The following is an 18230-nucleotide window of genomic DNA, read 5'->3' on the forward strand; positions in this document are numbered from 1 at the left end:
ACCATGGCAGGCAAGCGCACTCAGAAGATCAACGAGGGTGTTGATCCGACCAAGCTCTACGCTCTGACGACCGCCATCGGCATGGTCAAGGAACGGGCTGTCGCCAAGTTCGACGAAACCATCGAAGTCTCGATGAACCTCGGCGTTGACCCGCGTCATGCGGACCAGATGGTTCGCGGCGTCGTCAACCTGCCGAACGGCACGGGCCGTACGGTTCGCGTCGCCGTCTTCGCTCGCGGTGCCAAGGCTGATGAAGCCAAGGCAGCCGGTGCCGATGTCGTCGGCGCCGAAGATCTCGTCGAAATCGTCCAGGGCGGCAAGATCGAATTCGATCGCTGCATCGCCACCCCCGACATGATGCCGCTCGTCGGCCGTCTTGGTAAGGTTCTCGGCCCGCGCGGCATGATGCCGAACCCGAAGGTCGGCACCGTCACCATGGATGTCGCCGGAGCCGTCAAGGCTTCCAAGGGCGGCGCCGTCGAGTTCCGCGTCGAGAAGGCTGGTATCGTCCATGCCGGCATCGGCAAGGCCTCTTTCGACGCCAAGGCTCTGGAAGAAAACATCCGCGCCTTCGCCGACGCCGTCATCAAGGCGAAGCCGGCTGGCGCCAAGGGCAACTACGTCAAGCGCGTGGCGATTTCCTCGACCATGGGCCCGGGCGTCAAGATCGAAGTCGGCTCGGTCACCGCAGCTCCGACTGCATAAGTTTATGGCCGGGCTTCGGCCCGGTGAATGAATTTCCGGCCTCGCAAGGGGCCGGAATATTCCGGAGAAATCCGGAATCCTGTCCGAGATTGCAGGTGGTTTTCCCTTAATCACTTGGCCTGCATGAGACGGGTAAGACCCGAATTGCATGAAGTTCGCTTCTAGGAACTCGGTTCGAGCCTTGGATGCCTTGTGCCTCTTTAGCCTTGATTGGCGCGGGAGCGCGAGGGGACAGGATCCTCAAGCGTCGCTTGGGATCTCTTTTGATCCCAGGGGGCAAAAGGCAACCCGGTGGGTCCGTTCAAACGGTCCCGCCAACTGGAGATAGGCAGTGGAAAGAGCGGAAAAGCGCGAATTCGTCACGGAACTGAACGAAGTCTTCAAGGCTTCGGGCTCGGTTGTCGTGGCCCACTATGCTGGTGCTACAGTCGCACAGATGAACGATTTTCGTTCGAAGATGCGCGCTGCTGGCGGCACCGTCAAAGTCGCGAAGAACCGCCTGGCCAAAATTGCCCTTCAGGGTACGGAAGCGGAAGGGATTTCCAATCTCTTCAAGGGTCAGACCCTCATTGCTTACAGCAATGATCCGATCACCGCTCCGAAGGTCGTCATGGATTTCGCCAAGACCAACGACAAGATCGTGGTTCTCGGCGGCGCCATGGGCACGACAACGCTGAACGCCGAAGGTGTCAAGTCGCTCGCGACCCTGCCTTCGCTGGACGAACTGCGTGCGAAGCTGCTGGGCATGATCCAGACTCCGGCTACCCGCATTGCAGGCGTTGTTGCAGCACCGGCAAGTCAGCTTGCTCGCGTGTTCTCGGCCTACGCCAAGAAGGACGAAGCCGCTTAAGGCGGTTTTTCGCTGTACATACTCAACAGTTCGAACCGAACAAAAGGAACTAGAAAATGGCTGATCTCGCAAAGATCGTTGAAGACCTCTCCTCGCTGACCGTCCTGGAAGCCGCTGAGCTTTCCAAGCTGCTCGAAGAAAAGTGGGGCGTTTCCGCCGCTGCTCCGGTAGCTGTTGCTGCCGTTGCTGGTGGAGCAGGCGGTGCAGCTGCTCCGGCTGAAGAAGAAAAGACCGAGTTCGACGTCATCCTCACGGATGCCGGCGCCAACAAGATCAACGTCATCAAGGAAGTCCGCGCCATTACCGGCCTCGGCCTCAAGGAAGCCAAGGACCTCGTCGAAGGCGCTCCGAAGGCTGTCAAGGAAGCCGTTTCCAAGGCTGAAGCCGCCGACATCAAGAAGAAGCTTGAAGACGCCGGCGCCAAGGCCGACGTCAAGTAATCTTCGACTGCTCTTGGGAGGCGGTATCTACTGCCTCCCATTTGCCGTTTTTCTGAACGAATTACCCAAAAGCCGCGTCAAAACGGCTTTTGGGTAATGGGTTCTTCAAAAGGATAGTCTCGCGCCGAGGGCAGCACAGCAATCCGAGCTGAGCGTTTTCGGGAGTCGGACGAGATTGAACGACCCATTGATTGACGGGATCGACTGGCCATCGGTTCCCGTCCGTTGCAGGCCCGGGTGCAAGATTTTGAAGGAGCGACGATGGCTCAGACCCTTTCGTTCAACGGTCGCAGGCGCGTACGCAAGTTTTTTGGTAAGATCCCCGAAGTCGCGGAAATGCCGAACCTCATCGAGGTTCAGAAGGCGTCCTACGACCAGTTTCTGATGGTTGAAGAGCCGAAAGGCGGCCGGCCCGACGAGGGCCTTCAGGCCGTCTTCAAGTCGGTTTTCCCGATCACCGATTTCTCCGGCGCTTCCATGCTGGAATTCGTATCCTATGAGTTCGAGCCGCCGAAGTTCGACGTCGACGAATGCCGTCAGCGCGACCTGACCTATGCCGCGCCGCTGAAGGTGACGCTGCGCCTCATCGTGTTCGATATCGACGAGGATACCGGCGCAAAGTCGATCAAGGACATCAAGGAACAGTCCGTCTACATGGGCGATATGCCGCTCATGACGAACAACGGTACGTTCATCGTCAACGGCACCGAGCGCGTCATCGTCTCGCAGATGCACCGTTCGCCGGGCGTCTTCTTCGACCATGACAAGGGCAAGAGCCATTCTTCCGGCAAGCTGCTCTTTGCTGCTCGCGTCATTCCTTATCGCGGCTCCTGGCTCGATATCGAATTCGACGCGAAGGACATCGTCTACGCCCGTATCGACCGCCGCCGCAAGATTCCGGTCACGTCGCTCTTGATGGCGCTCGGCATGGACGGCGAGGAAATCCTCGACACCTTCTACACCAAGTCGCTCTACAAGCGTGACGGCGAAGGCTGGCGCATTCCCTTCAAGCCGGAAACGCTGAAGGGCGCCAAGGCTATCACCGAGATGGTTGACGCCGATACCGGCGAAGTCGTCGTGGAAGCCGGCAAGAAGCTGACCCCGCGCCTGCTGCGCCAGCTCTCCGACAAGGGCCTGAAGGCACTGAAGGCCGGCGACGACGACCTTTACGGCAACTATCTCGCCGAAGACATCGTCAATTACTCGACGGGTGAAATCTATCTCGAAGCCGGCGACGAAATCGACGAGAAGACGCTCGGCATCATCCTGTCGAACGGTTTCGACGAGATCCCGGTTCTCGGCATCGACCACATCAACGTCGGCGCCTACATCCGCAACACGCTTTCGGCTGACAAGAACGAGAACCGTCAGGACGCTCTGTTCGACATCTACCGCGTCATGCGTCCGGGTGAACCGCCGACCATGGAATCGGCCGAAGCCATGTTCAACTCGCTGTTCTTCGATGCGGAGCGTTACGACCTCTCCGCCGTCGGCCGCGTGAAGATGAACATGCGTCTCGACCTGACGGTCGAAGACACCGTCCGCATCCTGCGCAAGGACGACATCCTGGCCGTGGTCAAGATGCTGGTCGAACTGCGCGACGGCAAGGGCGAGATCGACGACATCGATAACCTCGGCAACCGCCGCGTCCGTTCGGTCGGCGAGCTGATGGAGAACCAGTACCGTCTCGGCCTGCTCCGCATGGAGCGCGCGATCAAGGAACGCATGTCCTCGATCGAGATCGACACGGTCATGCCGCAGGACCTGATCAACGCCAAGCCGGCTGCTGCTGCCGTTCGCGAATTCTTCGGTTCCTCGCAGCTCTCGCAGTTCATGGACCAGGTGAACCCGCTCTCGGAAATCACCCACAAGCGCCGTCTCTCGGCTCTTGGCCCGGGCGGTCTGACCCGCGAGCGCGCCGGCTTCGAAGTCCGCGACGTTCATCCGACGCACTACGGCCGTATTTGCCCGATCGAAACGCCGGAAGGCCCGAACATCGGTCTCATCAACTCGCTGGCGACCTTCGCACGCGTCAACAAGTACGGCTTCATCGAAAGCCCGTACCGCCGCATCGTCGACGGCAGGGTGACGAACGACGTGCTCTACCTCTCCGCCATGGAAGAGGCGAAGTACTATGTCGCTCAGGCCAACGCCGAGATGAACCCCGACGGTTCCTTCGTCGATGAATTCGTCGTCTGCCGTCATGCCGGTGAAGTTATGCTTGCGCCCCGCGACAGCATGAACCTGATGGACGTTTCGCCGAAGCAGGTCGTTTCGGTCGCAGCCGCGCTCATCCCGTTCCTGGAAAACGACGACGCCAACCGCGCTCTCATGGGCTCGAACATGCAGCGTCAGGCCGTGCCGCTGCTGCGCGCCGAAGCTCCGTTCGTCGGCACCGGCATGGAGCCGGTCGTCGCCCGTGACTCCGGCGCCGCCATCGGCGCCCGCCGCGGCGGCGTGGTCGACCAGGTCGACGCGACGCGTATCGTTATCCGTGCCACGGAAGACCTCGAAGCCGGCAAATCCGGCGTCGATATCTACCGCCTGCAGAAGTTCCAGCGTTCGAACCAGAACACCTGCGTCAACCAGCGTCCGCTGGTTACCGTCGGTGACGTCGTCAACCGCGGCGACATTCTCGCCGACGGTCCGTCGACCGATCTCGGCGACCTGGCGCTCGGCCGCAACGCGCTCGTCGCGTTCATGCCCTGGAACGGCTACAACTACGAAGACTCGATCCTGCTCTCCGAGCGTATCGTTGCTGACGACGTGTTCACCTCCATCCACATCGAAGAATTCGAAGTGATGGCCCGTGACACCAAGCTTGGTCCCGAGGAAATCACCCGCGATATTCCGAACGTTTCGGAAGAAGCGCTGAAGAACCTCGACGAAGCCGGCATCGTCTACATCGGCGCCGAAGTTCAGCCGGGTGATATCCTCGTCGGCAAGATCACGCCGAAGGGCGAAAGCCCGATGACGCCGGAAGAAAAGCTTCTGCGCGCCATCTTCGGCGAAAAGGCCTCCGACGTGCGCGATACCTCCATGCGCATGCCGCCCGGCACCTACGGCACGATCGTCGAAGTGCGCGTCTTCAACCGCCACGGCGTTGAAAAGGACGAGCGCGCGATGGCGATCGAGCGCGAAGAGATCGAGCGCCTCGCCAAGGACCGCGACGACGAGCAGGCGATCCTCGACCGTAACGTCTACGGCCGTCTGATCGACATGCTGCGCGGCCAGGTCTCCATCGCCGGCCCGAAGGGCTTCAAGAAGGGCACCGAGCTGTCGAACGCCGTCGTCTCCGAATATCCCCGCTCGCAGTGGTGGATGTTCGCCGTCGAGGACGAGAAGGTCCAGAGCGAACTCGAAGCGCTCCGCGGCCAGTACGACGAATCCAAGTCGCGCCTTGAACAGCGCTTCATGGACAAGGTCGAAAAGGTCCAGCGCGGCGATGAAATGCCTCCGGGCGTCATGAAGATGGTCAAGGTCTTCGTCGCCGTGAAGCGTAAGATCCAGCCGGGCGACAAGATGGCTGGCCGTCACGGGAACAAGGGCGTGGTCTCGCGCATTGTGCCTGTCGAGGACATGCCGTTCCTTGAAGACGGCACGCATGTTGACGTCGTTCTGAACCCGCTCGGCGTGCCTTCGCGCATGAACGTCGGCCAGATCCTGGAAACGCACCTGGGCTGGGCTTGCGCCGGCATGGGTCGCCAGATCGGCGAGTTGATCGAAGCATACAAGGCGAATGGCAACATCGAGCCGCTGCGCAAGACCATCGGCGATGTCGTCGGGGACGGTCCCAAGGCCGAACAGGTCCAGGACTTCGACGATGACTCGGTTCTGCGTCTCGCAGACCAGTGGAAGCGCGGCGTTTCGATTGCGACGCCCGTCTTCGACGGCGCGAACGAAGGCGACGTCAACGACATGCTGCGTCTGGCGGGTCTCAAGGACACCGGCCAGTCGACGCTGTATGACGGCCGTACCGGCGAGCAGTTCGACCGCCAGGTGACCGTGGGCTACATCTACATGCTGAAGCTCAACCACCTGGTCGACGACAAGATCCACGCCCGTTCGATCGGTCCTTACTCGCTCGTGACCCAGCAGCCGCTGGGCGGCAAGGCGCAGTTCGGCGGTCAGCGCTTCGGCGAAATGGAAGTCTGGGCGCTGGAAGCCTATGGCGCCGCCTATACGCTGCAGGAAATGCTGACGGTGAAGTCGGACGACGTCGCCGGCCGCACCAAAGTCTACGAAGCCATCGTTCGCGGAGACGACACGTTCGAAGCCGGTATTCCGGAAAGCTTCAACGTTCTCGTCAAGGAAATGCGCTCGCTGGGCCTCAGCGTCGAGCTTGAGAACACCAAGGTTGACGAAGCGCAGGCGACCCAGCTGCCCGACGCGGCCGAGTAAGCATCAATAGGGCGTGCGCTGCCAATGCGGCGCACGCCGGTCCCGCCGGGCGCCGTATCCGTGTCGGCCCGGAAGGGAAGTTTCGCCGCATCTTGCGGTTATTCTCGTTTAAGCGAGGGAGGCGGCTCCCGGGAATTTGCCGCCGGCCATCGCATTTTGAGGGCGCTTTAGCCCATGAAGGAGACAGGCATGAACCAAGAGGTCATGAATCTTTTCAATCCGCAGGTGCCTGCACAGAATTTCGATTCCATTCGGATTTCGATCGCGTCTCCGGAGAAGATCCTCTCCTGGTCCTACGGTGAGATCAAGAAGCCGGAAACCATCAACTACCGTACGTTCAAGCCGGAACGTGACGGTCTGTTCTGCGCGCGCATCTTTGGCCCAATCAAGGACTACGAATGCCTGTGCGGCAAGTACAAGCGCATGAAGTACAAGGGCATCATCTGCGAAAAGTGCGGCGTCGAAGTCACGCTGTCGCGCGTTCGCCGTGAGCGCATGGGCCATATCGAGCTCGCCGCTCCCGTTGCCCACATCTGGTTCCTGAAGTCGCTGCCGAGCCGTATTTCGACGCTGCTCGACATGACGCTGAAGGATGTCGAGCGCGTTCTCTACTTCGAAAACTACATCGTCACCGAGCCGGGCCTGACCGCCCTCAAGGAGCACCAGCTCCTCTCGGAAGAAGAATACATGCTCGCCGTTGACGAATACGGCGAAGACCAGTTCACCGCGATGATCGGCGCTGAGGCGATCTACGAGATGCTGGCATCGATGAACCTCGAAAAGATCGCTGGCGACCTGCGTTCCGAGCTTGCCGACACCACGTCGGACCTCAAGCAGAAGAAGCTGATGAAGCGCCTGAAGATCGTCGAGAACTTTATGGAGTCCGGCAACCGTCCGGAATGGATGATCATGAAGGTCGTCCCGGTCATCCCGCCGGATCTGCGCCCGCTGGTTCCGCTCGACGGCGGCCGTTTCGCGACGTCGGATCTGAACGATCTCTATCGCCGCGTCATCAACCGTAACAACCGTCTGAAGCGCCTCATCGAACTGCGCGCGCCTGGGATCATCATCCGCAACGAAAAGCGCATGCTGCAGGAATCTGTCGATGCGCTCTTCGATAACGGCCGCCGCGGCCGCGTCATCACCGGCGCCAACAAGCGTCCGCTGAAGTCGCTGTCCGACATGCTCAAGGGCAAGCAGGGCCGCTTCCGCCAGAACCTGCTCGGCAAGCGCGTCGACTATTCCGGCCGTTCGGTCATCGTCACCGGTCCGGAACTGAAGCTGCACCAGTGCGGCCTTCCGAAGAAGATGGCGCTCGAGCTGTTCAAGCCGTTCATCTACGCCCGCCTCGACGCCAAGGGTTACTCCTCGACCGTCAAGCAGGCCAAGAAGCTGGTCGAGAAGGAAAAGCCGGAAGTTTGGGATATCCTCGACGAGGTCATCCGCGAGCATCCGGTTCTCCTGAACCGCGCACCGACGCTGCACCGCCTGGGCATCCAGGCCTTCGAACCCACCCTGGTCGAAGGCAAGGCGATCCAGCTGCACCCGCTCGTCTGCACGGCCTTCAACGCCGACTTCGACGGTGACCAGATGGCCGTTCACGTGCCGCTGTCGCTCGAAGCTCAGCTCGAAGCCCGCGTGCTGATGATGTCGACCAACAACATCCTGCACCCGGCAAACGGCGCGCCGATCATCGTTCCCTCGCAGGACATGGTTCTCGGCCTGTACTACCTGTCGATCCTGAACCAGAACGAGCCGGGCGAAGGCATGGCCTTCTCCGATCTCGGCGAGCTGCATCACGCGCTGGAAAACAAGGTCGTCACGCTGCACACCAAGATCCGCGGCCGCTTCAAGTCGATCGGCGAGGATGGCAAGCCTTACTCGAAGATCTATGAGACGACGCCTGGCCGTCTGCTCATCGGCGAATTGCTGCCGAAGAACGGCAAGGTGCCCTTCGACATCTGCAACCAGGAAATGACCAAGAAGAACATCTCCAAGATGATCGACACGGTCTACCGTCATTGCGGCCAGAAGGACACGGTCATCTTCTGCGACCGCATCATGCAGCTCGGCTTCGCCCATGCCTGCCGCGCCGGCATTTCGTTCGGCAAGGACGACATGGTCATCCCGGCCACAAAGGCGAAGATCGTTGCCGACACCGAAAATCTGGTGAAGGAATACGAGCAGCAGTACAATGACGGCCTCATCACCCAGGGCGAAAAGTACAACAAGGTTGTCGACGCCTGGGGCAAGGCGACCGAAAAGGTCGCCGAAGAAATGATGGCCCGCATTAAGGCTGTCGAATTCGATGAGAACACCGGCCGTCAGAAGCCGATGAACTCGATCTACATGATGAGCCACTCCGGCGCCCGCGGTTCTCCGAACCAGATGCGTCAGCTGGGCGGCATGCGCGGCCTGATGGCCAAGCCGTCGGGCGAAATCATCGAGACGCCGATCATCTCGAACTTCAAGGAAGGCCTGACCGTCAACGAGTACTTCAACTCGACGCACGGCGCCCGTAAGGGTCTGGCAGACACCGCCTTGAAGACCGCAAACTCCGGCTACCTGACCCGTCGTCTCGTCGACGTCGCGCAGGATTGCATCGTCACGCACGTCGATTGCGGCACCGAGACCGGCCTGACCATGACCGCCATCGTCGATGCCGGCCAGGTCGTCGCCTCGCTCGGCGCCCGTATCCTCGGCCGTACCGCGCTCGACGATATCGATCATCCGGTGACGGGTGAGCGCATCGTCGATGCCGGCAAGATGATCCTCGAGCCCGATGTCATCGAAATCGAGAAGGCCGGTATCCAGTCGATCCGCATCCGCTCGGCGCTGACCTGCGAAATCCAGACGGGTGTCTGCTCGGTCTGCTACGGCCGCGACCTCGCACGCGGTACGCCTGTCAATATGGGCGAAGCCGTCGGCGTCATCGCCGCTCAGTCGATCGGCGAGCCGGGAACCCAGCTCACCATGCGTACCTTCCACCTTGGCGGTACGGCAACCGTGGTCGACCAGTCGTTCCTGGAAGCCTCGTACGAAGGTACGGTGCAGATCAAGAACCGCAACGTGCTGCGTAACTCGGAAGGCAGCCTCGTTGCCATGGGCCGCAACATGACCGTCCAGATCCTGGACGAGCGTGGCGTGGAGCGCTCCTCGCAGCGCGTCGCCTACGGTTCGAAGCTTCACGTCGACGAAGGCGACAAGGTCAAGCGCGGCCAGCGTCTGGCGGAGTGGGATCCCTATACCCGCCCGATGATGACGGAAGTCGCCGGTACGGTTCAGTTCGAAGACCTCGTCGACGGTCTCTCGGTTCTGGAAGCGACCGACGAATCCACCGGCATCACCAAGCGTCAGGTCATCGACTGGCGTTCGACCCCGCGCGGTTCGGACCTCAAGCCGGCGATCGTCATCAAGGACGCCAGCGGCAATGTCGCAAAGCTGTCCCGCGGTGGTGACGCCCGCTTCCTGCTCTCGGTCGACGCCATTCTGTCGGTCGAGCCGGGCACGAAGGTCTCCCAGGGTGACGTTCTCGCCCGTTCGCCGCTCGAAAGCGCCAAGACCAAGGACATCACCGGTGGTCTGCCGCGTGTTGCCGAGCTGTTCGAAGCTCGCCGTCCGAAGGATCACGCCATCATCGCAGAGATCGATGGTACGATCCGCCTCGGCCGCGACTACAAGAACAAGCGTCGCGTCATCATCGAGCCGGCGGAAGACGGTGTCGAGCCTGTCGAATACCTGATCCCGAAGGGCAAGCCCTTCCATCTTCAGGATGGCGACTATATCGAAAAGGGTGACTACATCCTCGACGGTAACCCGGCTCCGCACGACATCCTGGCGATCAAGGGCGTGGAGGCTCTGGCTTCCTACCTCGTCAACGAAATCCAGGAAGTCTATCGTCTGCAGGGCGTTGTCATCAACGACAAGCACATCGAAGTGATCGTCCGTCAGATGCTGCAGAAGGTTGAGATCACCGATGCCGGCGACTCGACCTATATCGTCGGCGACAATGTCGACCGGATCGAGCTCGAAGACGTCAACGACCACCTGATCGAACAGGGCAAGAAGCCTGCCCATGGCGATCCGGTTCTGCTCGGCATCACTAAGGCGTCGCTGCAGACCCCGTCCTTCATCTCGGCCGCGTCCTTCCAGGAAACGACCAAGGTGCTGACGGAAGCTGCAATCGCCGGCAAGACCGACGGTCTGCAGGGTCTGAAGGAAAACGTCATCGTCGGCCGCCTCATCCCGGCCGGCACCGGCGGCACCATGACCCAGATCCGCCGCATCGCCACCTCGCGCGACGAGCTGATCCTCGAAGAGCGTCGCAAGGGCACCGGCGCAGCCGTTGCCACCCCGATGCTGCAGGACATGGCTGAAAACGCTCCGGCTGCGGAATAATCCGCAGCTGACGTCCACAAATTGAAAAACCGCCCGGAGCGATCCGGGCGGTTTTCATTTTTGTTATACTCTGATTGGTCCGAGGGGAGGGTAGGCGCCGCCTGTTTCGCTGCGCCGCCCGCGACCAGCGGTTCCCGTCAGTTGAAGCGGATGATCGCGACCTCGCCATCGACCGCGCCCTGGTAGGCCGAGGCGTGCGGCTCTTCCGCCGGGATTTCGGTCAGCATGCCGATCTGGTCGAGATCCGCTTCGATGAAGCCCTCCTCGGCAAGGGCGTTCAAGGCTTCGCGCACGGCAGTGTCGTCATCGGGCGCTTTCAGCAGGATGTGCAGGTCGATGCCTTCGCTGGCGTCGGACTCATAGCCTTTGCCAATGATGATGAAGATCATCGGTCCGTCGAAATTGTTGTCGTTATCAGGTGTCGTGATCATCGCCTGTCCTCGGTTCCTGGAGATTCGCTTTGTCGAATCCGCTGAGAGGACCTAACGCCGCAATTGCTGATTCCTTAACCGCTTTTGCTGCAAGGCCCAAGTTTTTATCTTGGCGCAGGCCCGTGAATGCGTCTAGAAGGGTGAAAACAGGGCGTTCGGCCCGCATATCAAGGTGATGCGGCCAAGTTTATTTCTTAACCGGCCTTGACGGGACGGGTTGAAACCAGTAGTACCCCGGCCATCAGATCCCATGTGAGGCTTGGCTGTTCGGGGCGACGCGCCCTGAAGTTCACCTCAAACAAGGTTCTAAACGCACGTTGAAGTCATGATGCTGCACGCATGACGCATAGTTTCATGCGTCCTCTGCTCCTTGTGGTCCATCTGCGGAAGCGGATCGGGCCATATTTTGCGCATTGACGGAAAGCATGCGTCATTGCCGGAGACGGCGCGAGTTCAAGCCCGCAAGGGTACTGAGATAAACGTAAGGGATGGTTGAATGCCTACCGTAAACCAGCTGATCCGCAAGCCTCGCCAGGCGAACGTAAAGCGTAATAAGGTTCCCGCTCTCCAGGAGAACCCCCAGAAGCGCGGCGTTTGCACGCGCGTCTACACCACGACGCCGAAGAAGCCGAACTCGGCTCTGCGTAAGGTCGCAAAGATCCGCCTGACCAACGGCTTCGAAGTCATTGGTTACATCCCCGGCGAAGGTCACAACCTTCAGGAACACTCCGTCGTCATGATCCGCGGCGGCCGCGTCAAGGACCTTCCGGGTGTCCGTTACCACATCATCCGCGGCGTTCTCGATACCCAGGGTGTCAAGAACCGCAAGCAGCGTCGCTCCAAGTATGGTGCGAAGCGTCCGAAGTAATTCGGGTTTTGAATAATCCGGCGCTGCGCGAGGTCCTCCGCGTGATGAAGCGCCTTAACGGTTGAAGAGACGAAAAAGTATGTCCAGACGTCATAAAGCAGAAAAGCGCGAGATCAATCCGGATCCGAAGTTCGGTGACCTCGTCGTGACCAAGTTCATGAACGCCATCATGCTTGATGGTAAGAAGTCCGTTGCTGAAAACATCGTCTACGGTGCGTTCGACGCCGTCCAGGGCAAGTCCAAGCAGGAGCCGCTCGCGGTTTTCCATTCTGCGCTCGACAACATTGCCCCGCACGTTGAAGTCCGCTCGCGCCGCGTCGGTGGTGCGACCTACCAGGTTCCGGTCGACGTCCGTCCGGAGCGCCGCCAGGCTCTCGCCATTCGCTGGCTGATTGCCGCCGCCCGCAAGCGCAACGAAACCACCATGATCGACCGTCTGTCCGGCGAACTGCTCGATGCGTCCAACAACCGCGGCTCCGCCGTCAAGAAGCGCGAAGACACGCACAAGATGGCTGACGCCAACCGCGCGTTCTCGCACTATCGCTGGTAATTCCGAACGGTATCGAAAGGCAGTCCACAATGGCTCGCGAATATAAGATCGAAGACTACCGCAATTTCGGTATCATGGCGCATATCGACGCCGGCAAGACCACGACCACCGAGCGTATCCTTTACTACACCGGCAAGTCGCACAAGATCGGCGAAGTCCACGACGGCGCAGCCACCATGGACTGGATGGAGCAGGAGCAGGAGCGTGGCATCACGATCACCTCTGCTGCCACCACGACCTTCTGGAAGGGCCGTGACGGCAAGATGCGCCGCTTCAACATCATCGACACTCCCGGCCACGTCGACTTCACCATCGAAGTCGAGCGTTCGCTGCGCGTTCTCGACGGCGCCATCGCGCTGCTCGACGCCAACGCCGGCGTTGAGCCGCAGACGGAAACCGTCTGGCGTCAGGCTGAGAAGTACAACGTTCCGCGGATGATCTTCTGCAACAAGATGGACAAGACCGGCGCGGACTTCTACCGCTCGGTCGAGATGATCAAGACCCGTCTCGGTGCGACCGCCGTCGTCATGCAGCTGCCGATCGGCGCTGAAAGCGACTTCAAGGGCGTTATCGACCTCGTTGAGATGAACGCTCTGATCTGGCGCGACGAATCGCTCGGCGCCCAGTGGGACGTCGTCGAGATCCCGGAAGATCTGAAGGCAAAGGCTGAAGAATATCGCGAAAAGCTGATCGAGACGGTTGTCGAGATCGACGAAGCTGCGATGGAAGCCTACCTCGAAGGCAACATGCCCGACAACGATAAGATCCGCGAACTCGTTCGTCGCGGCACCATCGACGTCAAGTTCCATCCGATGTTCTGCGGCACCGCCTTCAAGAACAAGGGCGTTCAGCCGCTGCTCGACGCCGTCGTCGACTACCTGCCGTCGCCGCTCGACATTCCGGCGATCAAGGGCATCGACTTCAAGACCGAAGCCGACATCGAGCGTCATGCAGACGACGCCGAGCCGTTGTCGATGCTCGCGTTCAAGATCATGAACGACCCCTTCGTCGGTTCGCTGACCTTCGCCCGCATCTATTCCGGCAAGCTCGAAAAGGGCTCTTCGGTTCTGAACACGGTCAAGGACAAGCGCGAGCGCGTCGGCCGCATGCTGCAGATGCACTCCAACTCGCGTGAAGACATCGAAGAAGCCTTCGCAGGCGACATCGTTGCTCTCGCCGGCCTCAAGGAAACCACCACTGGCGATACGCTCTGCGATCCGCTGAAGCCGGTTATCCTCGAGCGCATGGAATTCCCCGAGCCGGTCATCCAGATCGCCATCGAGCCGAAGTCCAAGGGCGACCAGGAAAAGATGGGCCTCGCGCTCAACCGCCTGGCAGCCGAAGACCCGTCCTTCCGCGTGAAGACGGACCAGGAATCCGGCCAGACGATCATCGCCGGCATGGGCGAACTGCATCTCGACATCATCGTCGACCGCATGCGCCGCGAGTTCAAGGTCGAAGCAAACGTCGGCGCGCCGCAGGTTGCTTATCGCGAAACGATCACGCGCCAGACCGAAGAAGACTACACGCACAAGAAGCAGACCGGTGGTACCGGCCAGTTCGCACGCGTCAAGATCATCTTCGAACCGAACCCGGAAGGCGAAGAGTTCAAGTTCGAATCCAAGATCGTCGGTGGCTCTGTTCCGAAGGAATACATCCCGGGCGTTCAGAAGGGCATCGAAAGCGTTCTGTCTTCCGGCCCGCTGGCTGGCTTCCCGATGCTCGGCGTCAAGGCGACGCTCATCGACGGTGCCTTCCACGACGTCGACTCGTCGGTTCTGGCGTTCGAAATCGCTTCCCGTGCTTGCTTCCGTGAAGCAGCGAAGAAGGCCGGCGCTCAGCTCCTCGAGCCGATGATGAAGGTCGAAGTCGTCACCCCGGAAGATTACGTCGGTGACGTTATCGGCGACCTCAACTCCCGCCGTGGCCAGATCCAGGGTCAGGAAAGCCGTGGTATCGCGGTTGTCATCAGCGCCAACGTTCCGCTGGCGAACATGTTCAAGTACGTCGACAACCTGCGCTCCATGTCGCAGGGCCGCGCTCAGTACACGATGACCTTCGATCACTACGCGCCGGTCCCGTCGAACGTCGCAACCGAAATCCAGGCAAAGTATTCCGGTCAGAAGTGACCGGAATACCTATTGACCGATAACAAGAATTAGCTCCCCTCGGGGACTAGCAAAACGGAGAGCCGAAAATGGCAAAGAGTAAGTTTGAGCGCAACAAGCCGCACGTCAACATTGGCACGATCGGCCACGTTGACCACGGCAAGACGTCTCTGACGGCAGCGATCACGAAGTACTTCGGTGAGTTCAAGGCGTACGACCAGATCGACGCGGCTCCGGAAGAGAAGGCGCGCGGCATCACGATCTCGACGGCGCACGTCGAGTATGAGACGCCGAACCGCCACTACGCGCACGTCGACTGCCCCGGCCACGCCGACTATGTCAAGAACATGATCACCGGCGCAGCTCAGATGGACGGCGCGATCCTGGTTTGCTCGGCCGCTGACGGCCCGATGCCGCAGACGCGCGAACACATCCTGCTCGCCCGCCAGGTCGGCGTTCCGGCGATCGTCGTGTTCCTGAACAAGGTCGACCAGGTTGACGACGCCGAGCTTCTCGAACTCGTCGAGCTTGAAGTTCGCGAACTTCTGTCGTCCTACGACTTCCCGGGCGACGACATTCCGGTCGTCAAGGGTTCGGCTCTTGCCGCTCTCGAAGATTCGGACAAGAAGATCGGCGAAGACGCGATCCGCGAGCTGATGGCAGCGGTCGACGCCTACATCCCGACGCCTGAGCGTCCGGTTGACCAGCCGTTCCTGATGCCGATCGAAGACGTGTTCTCGATCTCTGGCCGCGGCACTGTCGTGACCGGCCGCGTCGAGCGTGGCATTGTCAAGGTTGGTGAAGAAGTCGAGATCGTCGGCATCCGCCCGACGTCGAAGACGACCGTGACCGGCGTTGAAATGTTCCGCAAGCTGCTCGACCAGGGCCAGGCCGGCGACAACATCGGCGCGCTGGTTCGCGGTGTGAACCGTGACGGCGTCGAGCGTGGCCAGATCCTGTGCAAGCCGGGCTCTGTCAAGCCGCACAAGAAGTTCATGGCCGAAGCCTACATCCTGACGAAGGAAGAAGGCGGCCGTCATACGCCGTTCTTCACCAACTACCGTCCGCAGTTCTACTTCCGCACGACGGACGTTACCGGCATCGTAACGCTGCCGGAAGGCACGGAAATGGTTATGCCGGGCGACAACGTCACGGTTGCCGTCGAGCTGATCGTTCCGATCGCGATGGAAGAAAAGCTGCGCTTCGCCATCCGCGAAGGCGGCCGCACCGTCGGCGCGGGTATCGTCGCTTCGATCGTCGAGTAATTCGTTCGGCCGCTCCGGTGGGGCGGCCGATTCGATGACATTATTATGATGCAGGCGGCGTAAGCCGCTTGCTTATTACACAGAAATGTAGCAAATGGCGCGCGAGCGCGATTTGCGTACTGCTTTGGATGACGAAGCAGCGACTAAATAAACAATAAGGTGGGCTTGAAGGCCCTGAAGACTGGATAGGGAAGCCTCTCGGCGCCCTCTCGATCTTTGAAACCGGTGGTCCGCCTTAGGAAGAAAGAACAACCCGTGTCTTGTCCAGAGACATGTGGGAAACAAACACAAGGATAACGTCGAATGAACGGCCAAAATATCCGCATTCGCCTGAAGGCGTTCGATCACCGGATTCTCGATGCTTCTACGCGCGAGATCGTGTCGACGGCGAAGCGCACCGGTGCTAGCGTCCGGGGCCCCGTTCCGCTTCCGACCCGCATCGAGAAGTTTACGGTCAACCGGTCCCCGCACATCGACAAGAAGAGCCGCGAACAGTTCGAGATGCGCACGCATAAGCGCCTGCTCGACATCGTAGACCCGACCCCGCAGACGGTAGACGCGCTGATGAAGCTCGATCTCGCCGCCGGTGTCGATGTTGAGATCAAGCTCTGAGCTTGCTCGAGCTGAGTTGGAAGGATTGAACCGATGCGTTCAGGTGTGATTGCACAGAAGGTGGGAATGACCCGCGTCTACAACGACGCCGGCGAGCATGTCCCGGTAACGGTACTGCGTATGGACGGCTGCCAGGTCGTTGCCACGCGCACTGTCGAAAAGAATGGCTATACCGCAGTTCAGCTCGGTGCCGGCCAGGCGAAGGTAAAGAACACGTCCAAGGCGATGCGCGGCAACTTTGCTGTCGCCAACGTCGAGCCGAAGGCCAAGCTGCAGGAATTCCGTGTTTCGGAAGACAACCTGCTCGAGATCGGCACGGAGCTCAAGGCGGGTCACTTTGCAGCCGGTCAGCTCGTCGACGTGACGGGCACGACGATCGGTAAGGGTTTTGCCGGCGCCATGAAGCGCCATGGTTTCGGCGGTTTGCGCGCAACGCACGGTGTTTCGGTTTCGCACCGTTCGCACGGTTCGACCGGCTCGCGCCAGGATCCGGGCAAGGTTTTCAAGAACAAGAAGATGGCTGGTCACATGGGCCAGACGCGCGTCACGACGCAGAACCTGGAAGTGGTTTCGACCGACGAAGATCGTGGTCTGATCCTGATCAAGGGTGCTGTTCCCGGTTCCAAGGGTGCCTGGATCATCGTGCGCGACGCCGTCAAGTCGGCCGCGAAGTAAGGGAGCCAGATCAATGGAATTGAACGTCAAGACCCTCGAGGGAAAAGACGCCGGGAAGGTTTCCCTTTCGGACGAGATTTTCGGCCTCGAGCCCCGCGAAGACATTCTTGCCCGCGTCATCCGCTGGCAGCTTGCCAAGAAGCAGCAGGGCACGCACAAGGCAAAGGGCCGCGCTGAAGTTTCGCGCACCGGCGCCAAGATGTACAAGCAGAAGGGTACGGGCCGCGCCCGCCACCATTCGGCTCGCGCTCCGCAGTTCCGCGGCGGCGGCAAGGCTCACGGCCCAGTCGTCCGCAGCCATGAGCACGACCTTCCCAAGAAGGTTCGCGCACTCGGCCTTCGCCACGCCCTTTCGGCCAAGATCAAGGCTGATGACGTCATCGTCATCGACAACCTGGTTGCCGCTGAAGCCAAGACCAAGGCTCTCGCGTCCGCATTCGAGACGCTCGGCCTGACCAACGCCCTCTTCATCGGCGGCGCAGAGCTCGACGGCAACTTCAAGCTCGCAGCTCAGAACATCCCGAATATCGATGTTCTGCCGATCCAGGGCATCAACGTTTACGACATCGTGCGCCGCGGCAAGCTCGTGCTTTCCAAGGCTGCGGTTGAAGCGCTAGAGGAGCGATTCAAGTGACCGATCTTCGCCACTACGATGTGATCGTCTCTCCGGCGATCACCGAAAAGTCCACGCTGGTATCCGAAAACAACCAGGTTGTTTTCAATGTCGCCAAGCAGGCGACGAAGCCGGAAATCAAGGCTGCTGTCGAGGCGCTGTTCGGCGTCAAGGTTACGGCCGTCAACACTCTGCTGCGCAAGGGCAAGACCAAGCGGTTCCGCGGTTTCGTCGGCAAGCAGAAGGACGTGAAGAAGGCTGTCGTGACGCTGGCTGAAGGCCAGACGATCGACGTCTCCACCGGTCTCTGAGGT

At 60.4% G+C, this 18230-nt stretch carries 14 protein-coding genes; 13 read left to right on the forward strand and 1 reads right to left on the reverse strand.

All coding sequences use genetic code 11. The annotated features are described in order from the left end of the window. Nucleotides 1-3 precede the first annotated feature (3 nt). The 5 genes from rplA to rpoC all read left to right on the forward strand — a co-directional run bounded on the left by rplA (nt 4) and on the right by rpoC (nt 10794). Nucleotides 4-705 (forward strand): 50S ribosomal protein L1, encoded by a 702-nt coding sequence (gene rplA / locus ATY78_RS27760; RefSeq protein WP_088685485.1) that lies wholly within the window; start codon nt 4-6, stop codon nt 703-705. 331 nt (nt 706-1036) lie between these two features. Next, entirely contained in the window at nt 1037-1555 is a 519-nt protein-coding gene (rplJ, locus tag ATY78_RS27765) for a 50S ribosomal protein L10 (RefSeq protein WP_008521410.1), read from the forward strand. A 56-nt stretch (nt 1556-1611) separates the two neighbouring features. After that, nucleotides 1612-1995: a 50S ribosomal protein L7/L12 gene (rplL, locus tag ATY78_RS27770; RefSeq protein ID WP_088685486.1), complete on the forward strand. Its 384-nt coding sequence runs from the start codon at nt 1612-1614 to the stop codon at nt 1993-1995. A 261-nt stretch (nt 1996-2256) separates the two neighbouring features. Further along, complete coding sequence (rpoB, locus tag ATY78_RS27775; protein ID WP_088685487.1) at nt 2257-6396, forward strand: DNA-directed RNA polymerase subunit beta; 4140 nt, start codon at nt 2257-2259, stop codon at nt 6394-6396. 189 nt (nt 6397-6585) lie between these two features. Continuing rightward, the gene (gene rpoC / locus ATY78_RS27780) at nt 6586-10794 is read left to right on the forward strand and encodes a DNA-directed RNA polymerase subunit beta' (protein ID WP_088685488.1); all 4209 of its coding nucleotides are present in this window, start codon (nt 6586-6588) and stop codon (nt 10792-10794) included. Between the two features lie 137 nt (nt 10795-10931). On the opposite strand, the gene ATY78_RS27785 is transcribed toward rpoC, so the two are convergent. Then, nucleotides 10932-11225, reverse strand: coding sequence for a hypothetical protein (locus tag ATY78_RS27785; RefSeq protein WP_008521380.1), 294 nt, complete (start codon nt 11223-11225; stop codon nt 10932-10934). Between the two features lie 496 nt (nt 11226-11721). Between ATY78_RS27785 and rpsL the strand changes: the two genes are divergently transcribed. The 8 genes from rpsL to ATY78_RS27825 all read left to right on the forward strand — a co-directional run bounded on the left by rpsL (nt 11722) and on the right by ATY78_RS27825 (nt 18227). Continuing rightward, nucleotides 11722-12093 carry a 30S ribosomal protein S12 gene (gene rpsL, locus ATY78_RS27790; protein ID WP_003547537.1) on the forward strand — a complete coding sequence of 124 codons (372 nt, stop codon included), beginning with the start codon at nt 11722-11724 and terminating at the stop codon, nt 12091-12093. Nucleotides 12094-12172: 79 nt separating this feature from the next. Further along, nucleotides 12173-12643 carry a 30S ribosomal protein S7 gene (rpsG, locus tag ATY78_RS27795; protein WP_088685489.1) on the forward strand — a complete coding sequence of 157 codons (471 nt, stop codon included), beginning with the start codon at nt 12173-12175 and terminating at the stop codon, nt 12641-12643. A 29-nt stretch (nt 12644-12672) separates the two neighbouring features. After that, on the forward strand, nt 12673-14772 hold the full coding sequence (gene fusA, locus ATY78_RS27800) for an elongation factor G (RefSeq protein WP_088685490.1): 2100 nt from the start codon (nt 12673-12675) through the stop codon (nt 14770-14772). A gap of 68 nt (nt 14773-14840) precedes the next feature. Further along, entirely contained in the window at nt 14841-16016 is a 1176-nt protein-coding gene (tuf, locus tag ATY78_RS27805) for an elongation factor Tu (protein ID WP_088685483.1), read from the forward strand. Between the two features lie 303 nt (nt 16017-16319). Next, nucleotides 16320-16628: a 30S ribosomal protein S10 gene (gene rpsJ / locus ATY78_RS27810; RefSeq protein WP_003547547.1), complete on the forward strand. Its 309-nt coding sequence runs from the start codon at nt 16320-16322 to the stop codon at nt 16626-16628. 33 nt (nt 16629-16661) lie between these two features. Continuing rightward, nucleotides 16662-17303 (forward strand): 50S ribosomal protein L3, encoded by a 642-nt coding sequence (gene rplC, locus ATY78_RS27815; protein ID WP_008521348.1) that lies wholly within the window; start codon nt 16662-16664, stop codon nt 17301-17303. A gap of 13 nt (nt 17304-17316) precedes the next feature. Then, the gene (rplD, locus tag ATY78_RS27820) at nt 17317-17937 is read left to right on the forward strand and encodes a 50S ribosomal protein L4 (RefSeq protein WP_004674918.1); all 621 of its coding nucleotides are present in this window, start codon (nt 17317-17319) and stop codon (nt 17935-17937) included. After that, nucleotides 17934-18227: a 50S ribosomal protein L23 gene (locus tag ATY78_RS27825; protein WP_003547550.1), complete on the forward strand. Its 294-nt coding sequence runs from the start codon at nt 17934-17936 to the stop codon at nt 18225-18227. Before rplD ends, ATY78_RS27825 begins: the two co-directional genes overlap by 4 nt. The last annotated feature ends 3 nt before the right edge of the window (nt 18228-18230 follow it).

The sequence above is a fragment of the Rhizobium sp. R635 genome (assembly GCF_002211285.1).
In the GTDB taxonomy this organism is placed as follows: Bacteria; Pseudomonadota; Alphaproteobacteria; order Rhizobiales; family Rhizobiaceae; genus Rhizobium.

Bases quoted from the DNA above. Each gene is read 5' to 3' on its own strand.
- rplA (WP_088685485.1), top strand. From the start codon at position 4: ATGGCAGGCAAGCGCACTCAGAAGATCAACGAGGGTGTTGATCCGACC.
- rpoC (WP_088685488.1), top strand. From the start codon at position 6,586: ATGAACCAAGAGGTCATGAATCTTTTCAATCCGCAGGTGCCTGCACAG.
- rpsL (WP_003547537.1), top strand. From the start codon at position 11,722: ATGCCTACCGTAAACCAGCTGATCCGCAAGCCTCGCCAGGCGAACGTA.
- rplD (WP_004674918.1), top strand. From the start codon at position 17,317: ATGGAATTGAACGTCAAGACCCTCGAGGGAAAAGACGCCGGGAAGGTT.
- fusA (WP_088685490.1), top strand. From the start codon at position 12,673: ATGGCTCGCGAATATAAGATCGAAGACTACCGCAATTTCGGTATCATG.
- rpsG (WP_088685489.1), top strand. From the start codon at position 12,173: ATGTCCAGACGTCATAAAGCAGAAAAGCGCGAGATCAATCCGGATCCG.
- rpoB (WP_088685487.1), top strand. From the start codon at position 2,257: ATGGCTCAGACCCTTTCGTTCAACGGTCGCAGGCGCGTACGCAAGTTT.
- rplC (WP_008521348.1), top strand. From the start codon at position 16,662: ATGCGTTCAGGTGTGATTGCACAGAAGGTGGGAATGACCCGCGTCTAC.
- rpsJ (WP_003547547.1), top strand. From the start codon at position 16,320: ATGAACGGCCAAAATATCCGCATTCGCCTGAAGGCGTTCGATCACCGG.
- rplL (WP_088685486.1), top strand. From the start codon at position 1,612: ATGGCTGATCTCGCAAAGATCGTTGAAGACCTCTCCTCGCTGACCGTC.
- ATY78_RS27785 (WP_008521380.1), bottom strand. From the start codon at position 11,225: ATGATCACGACACCTGATAACGACAACAATTTCGACGGACCGATGATC.
- tuf (WP_088685483.1), top strand. From the start codon at position 14,841: ATGGCAAAGAGTAAGTTTGAGCGCAACAAGCCGCACGTCAACATTGGC.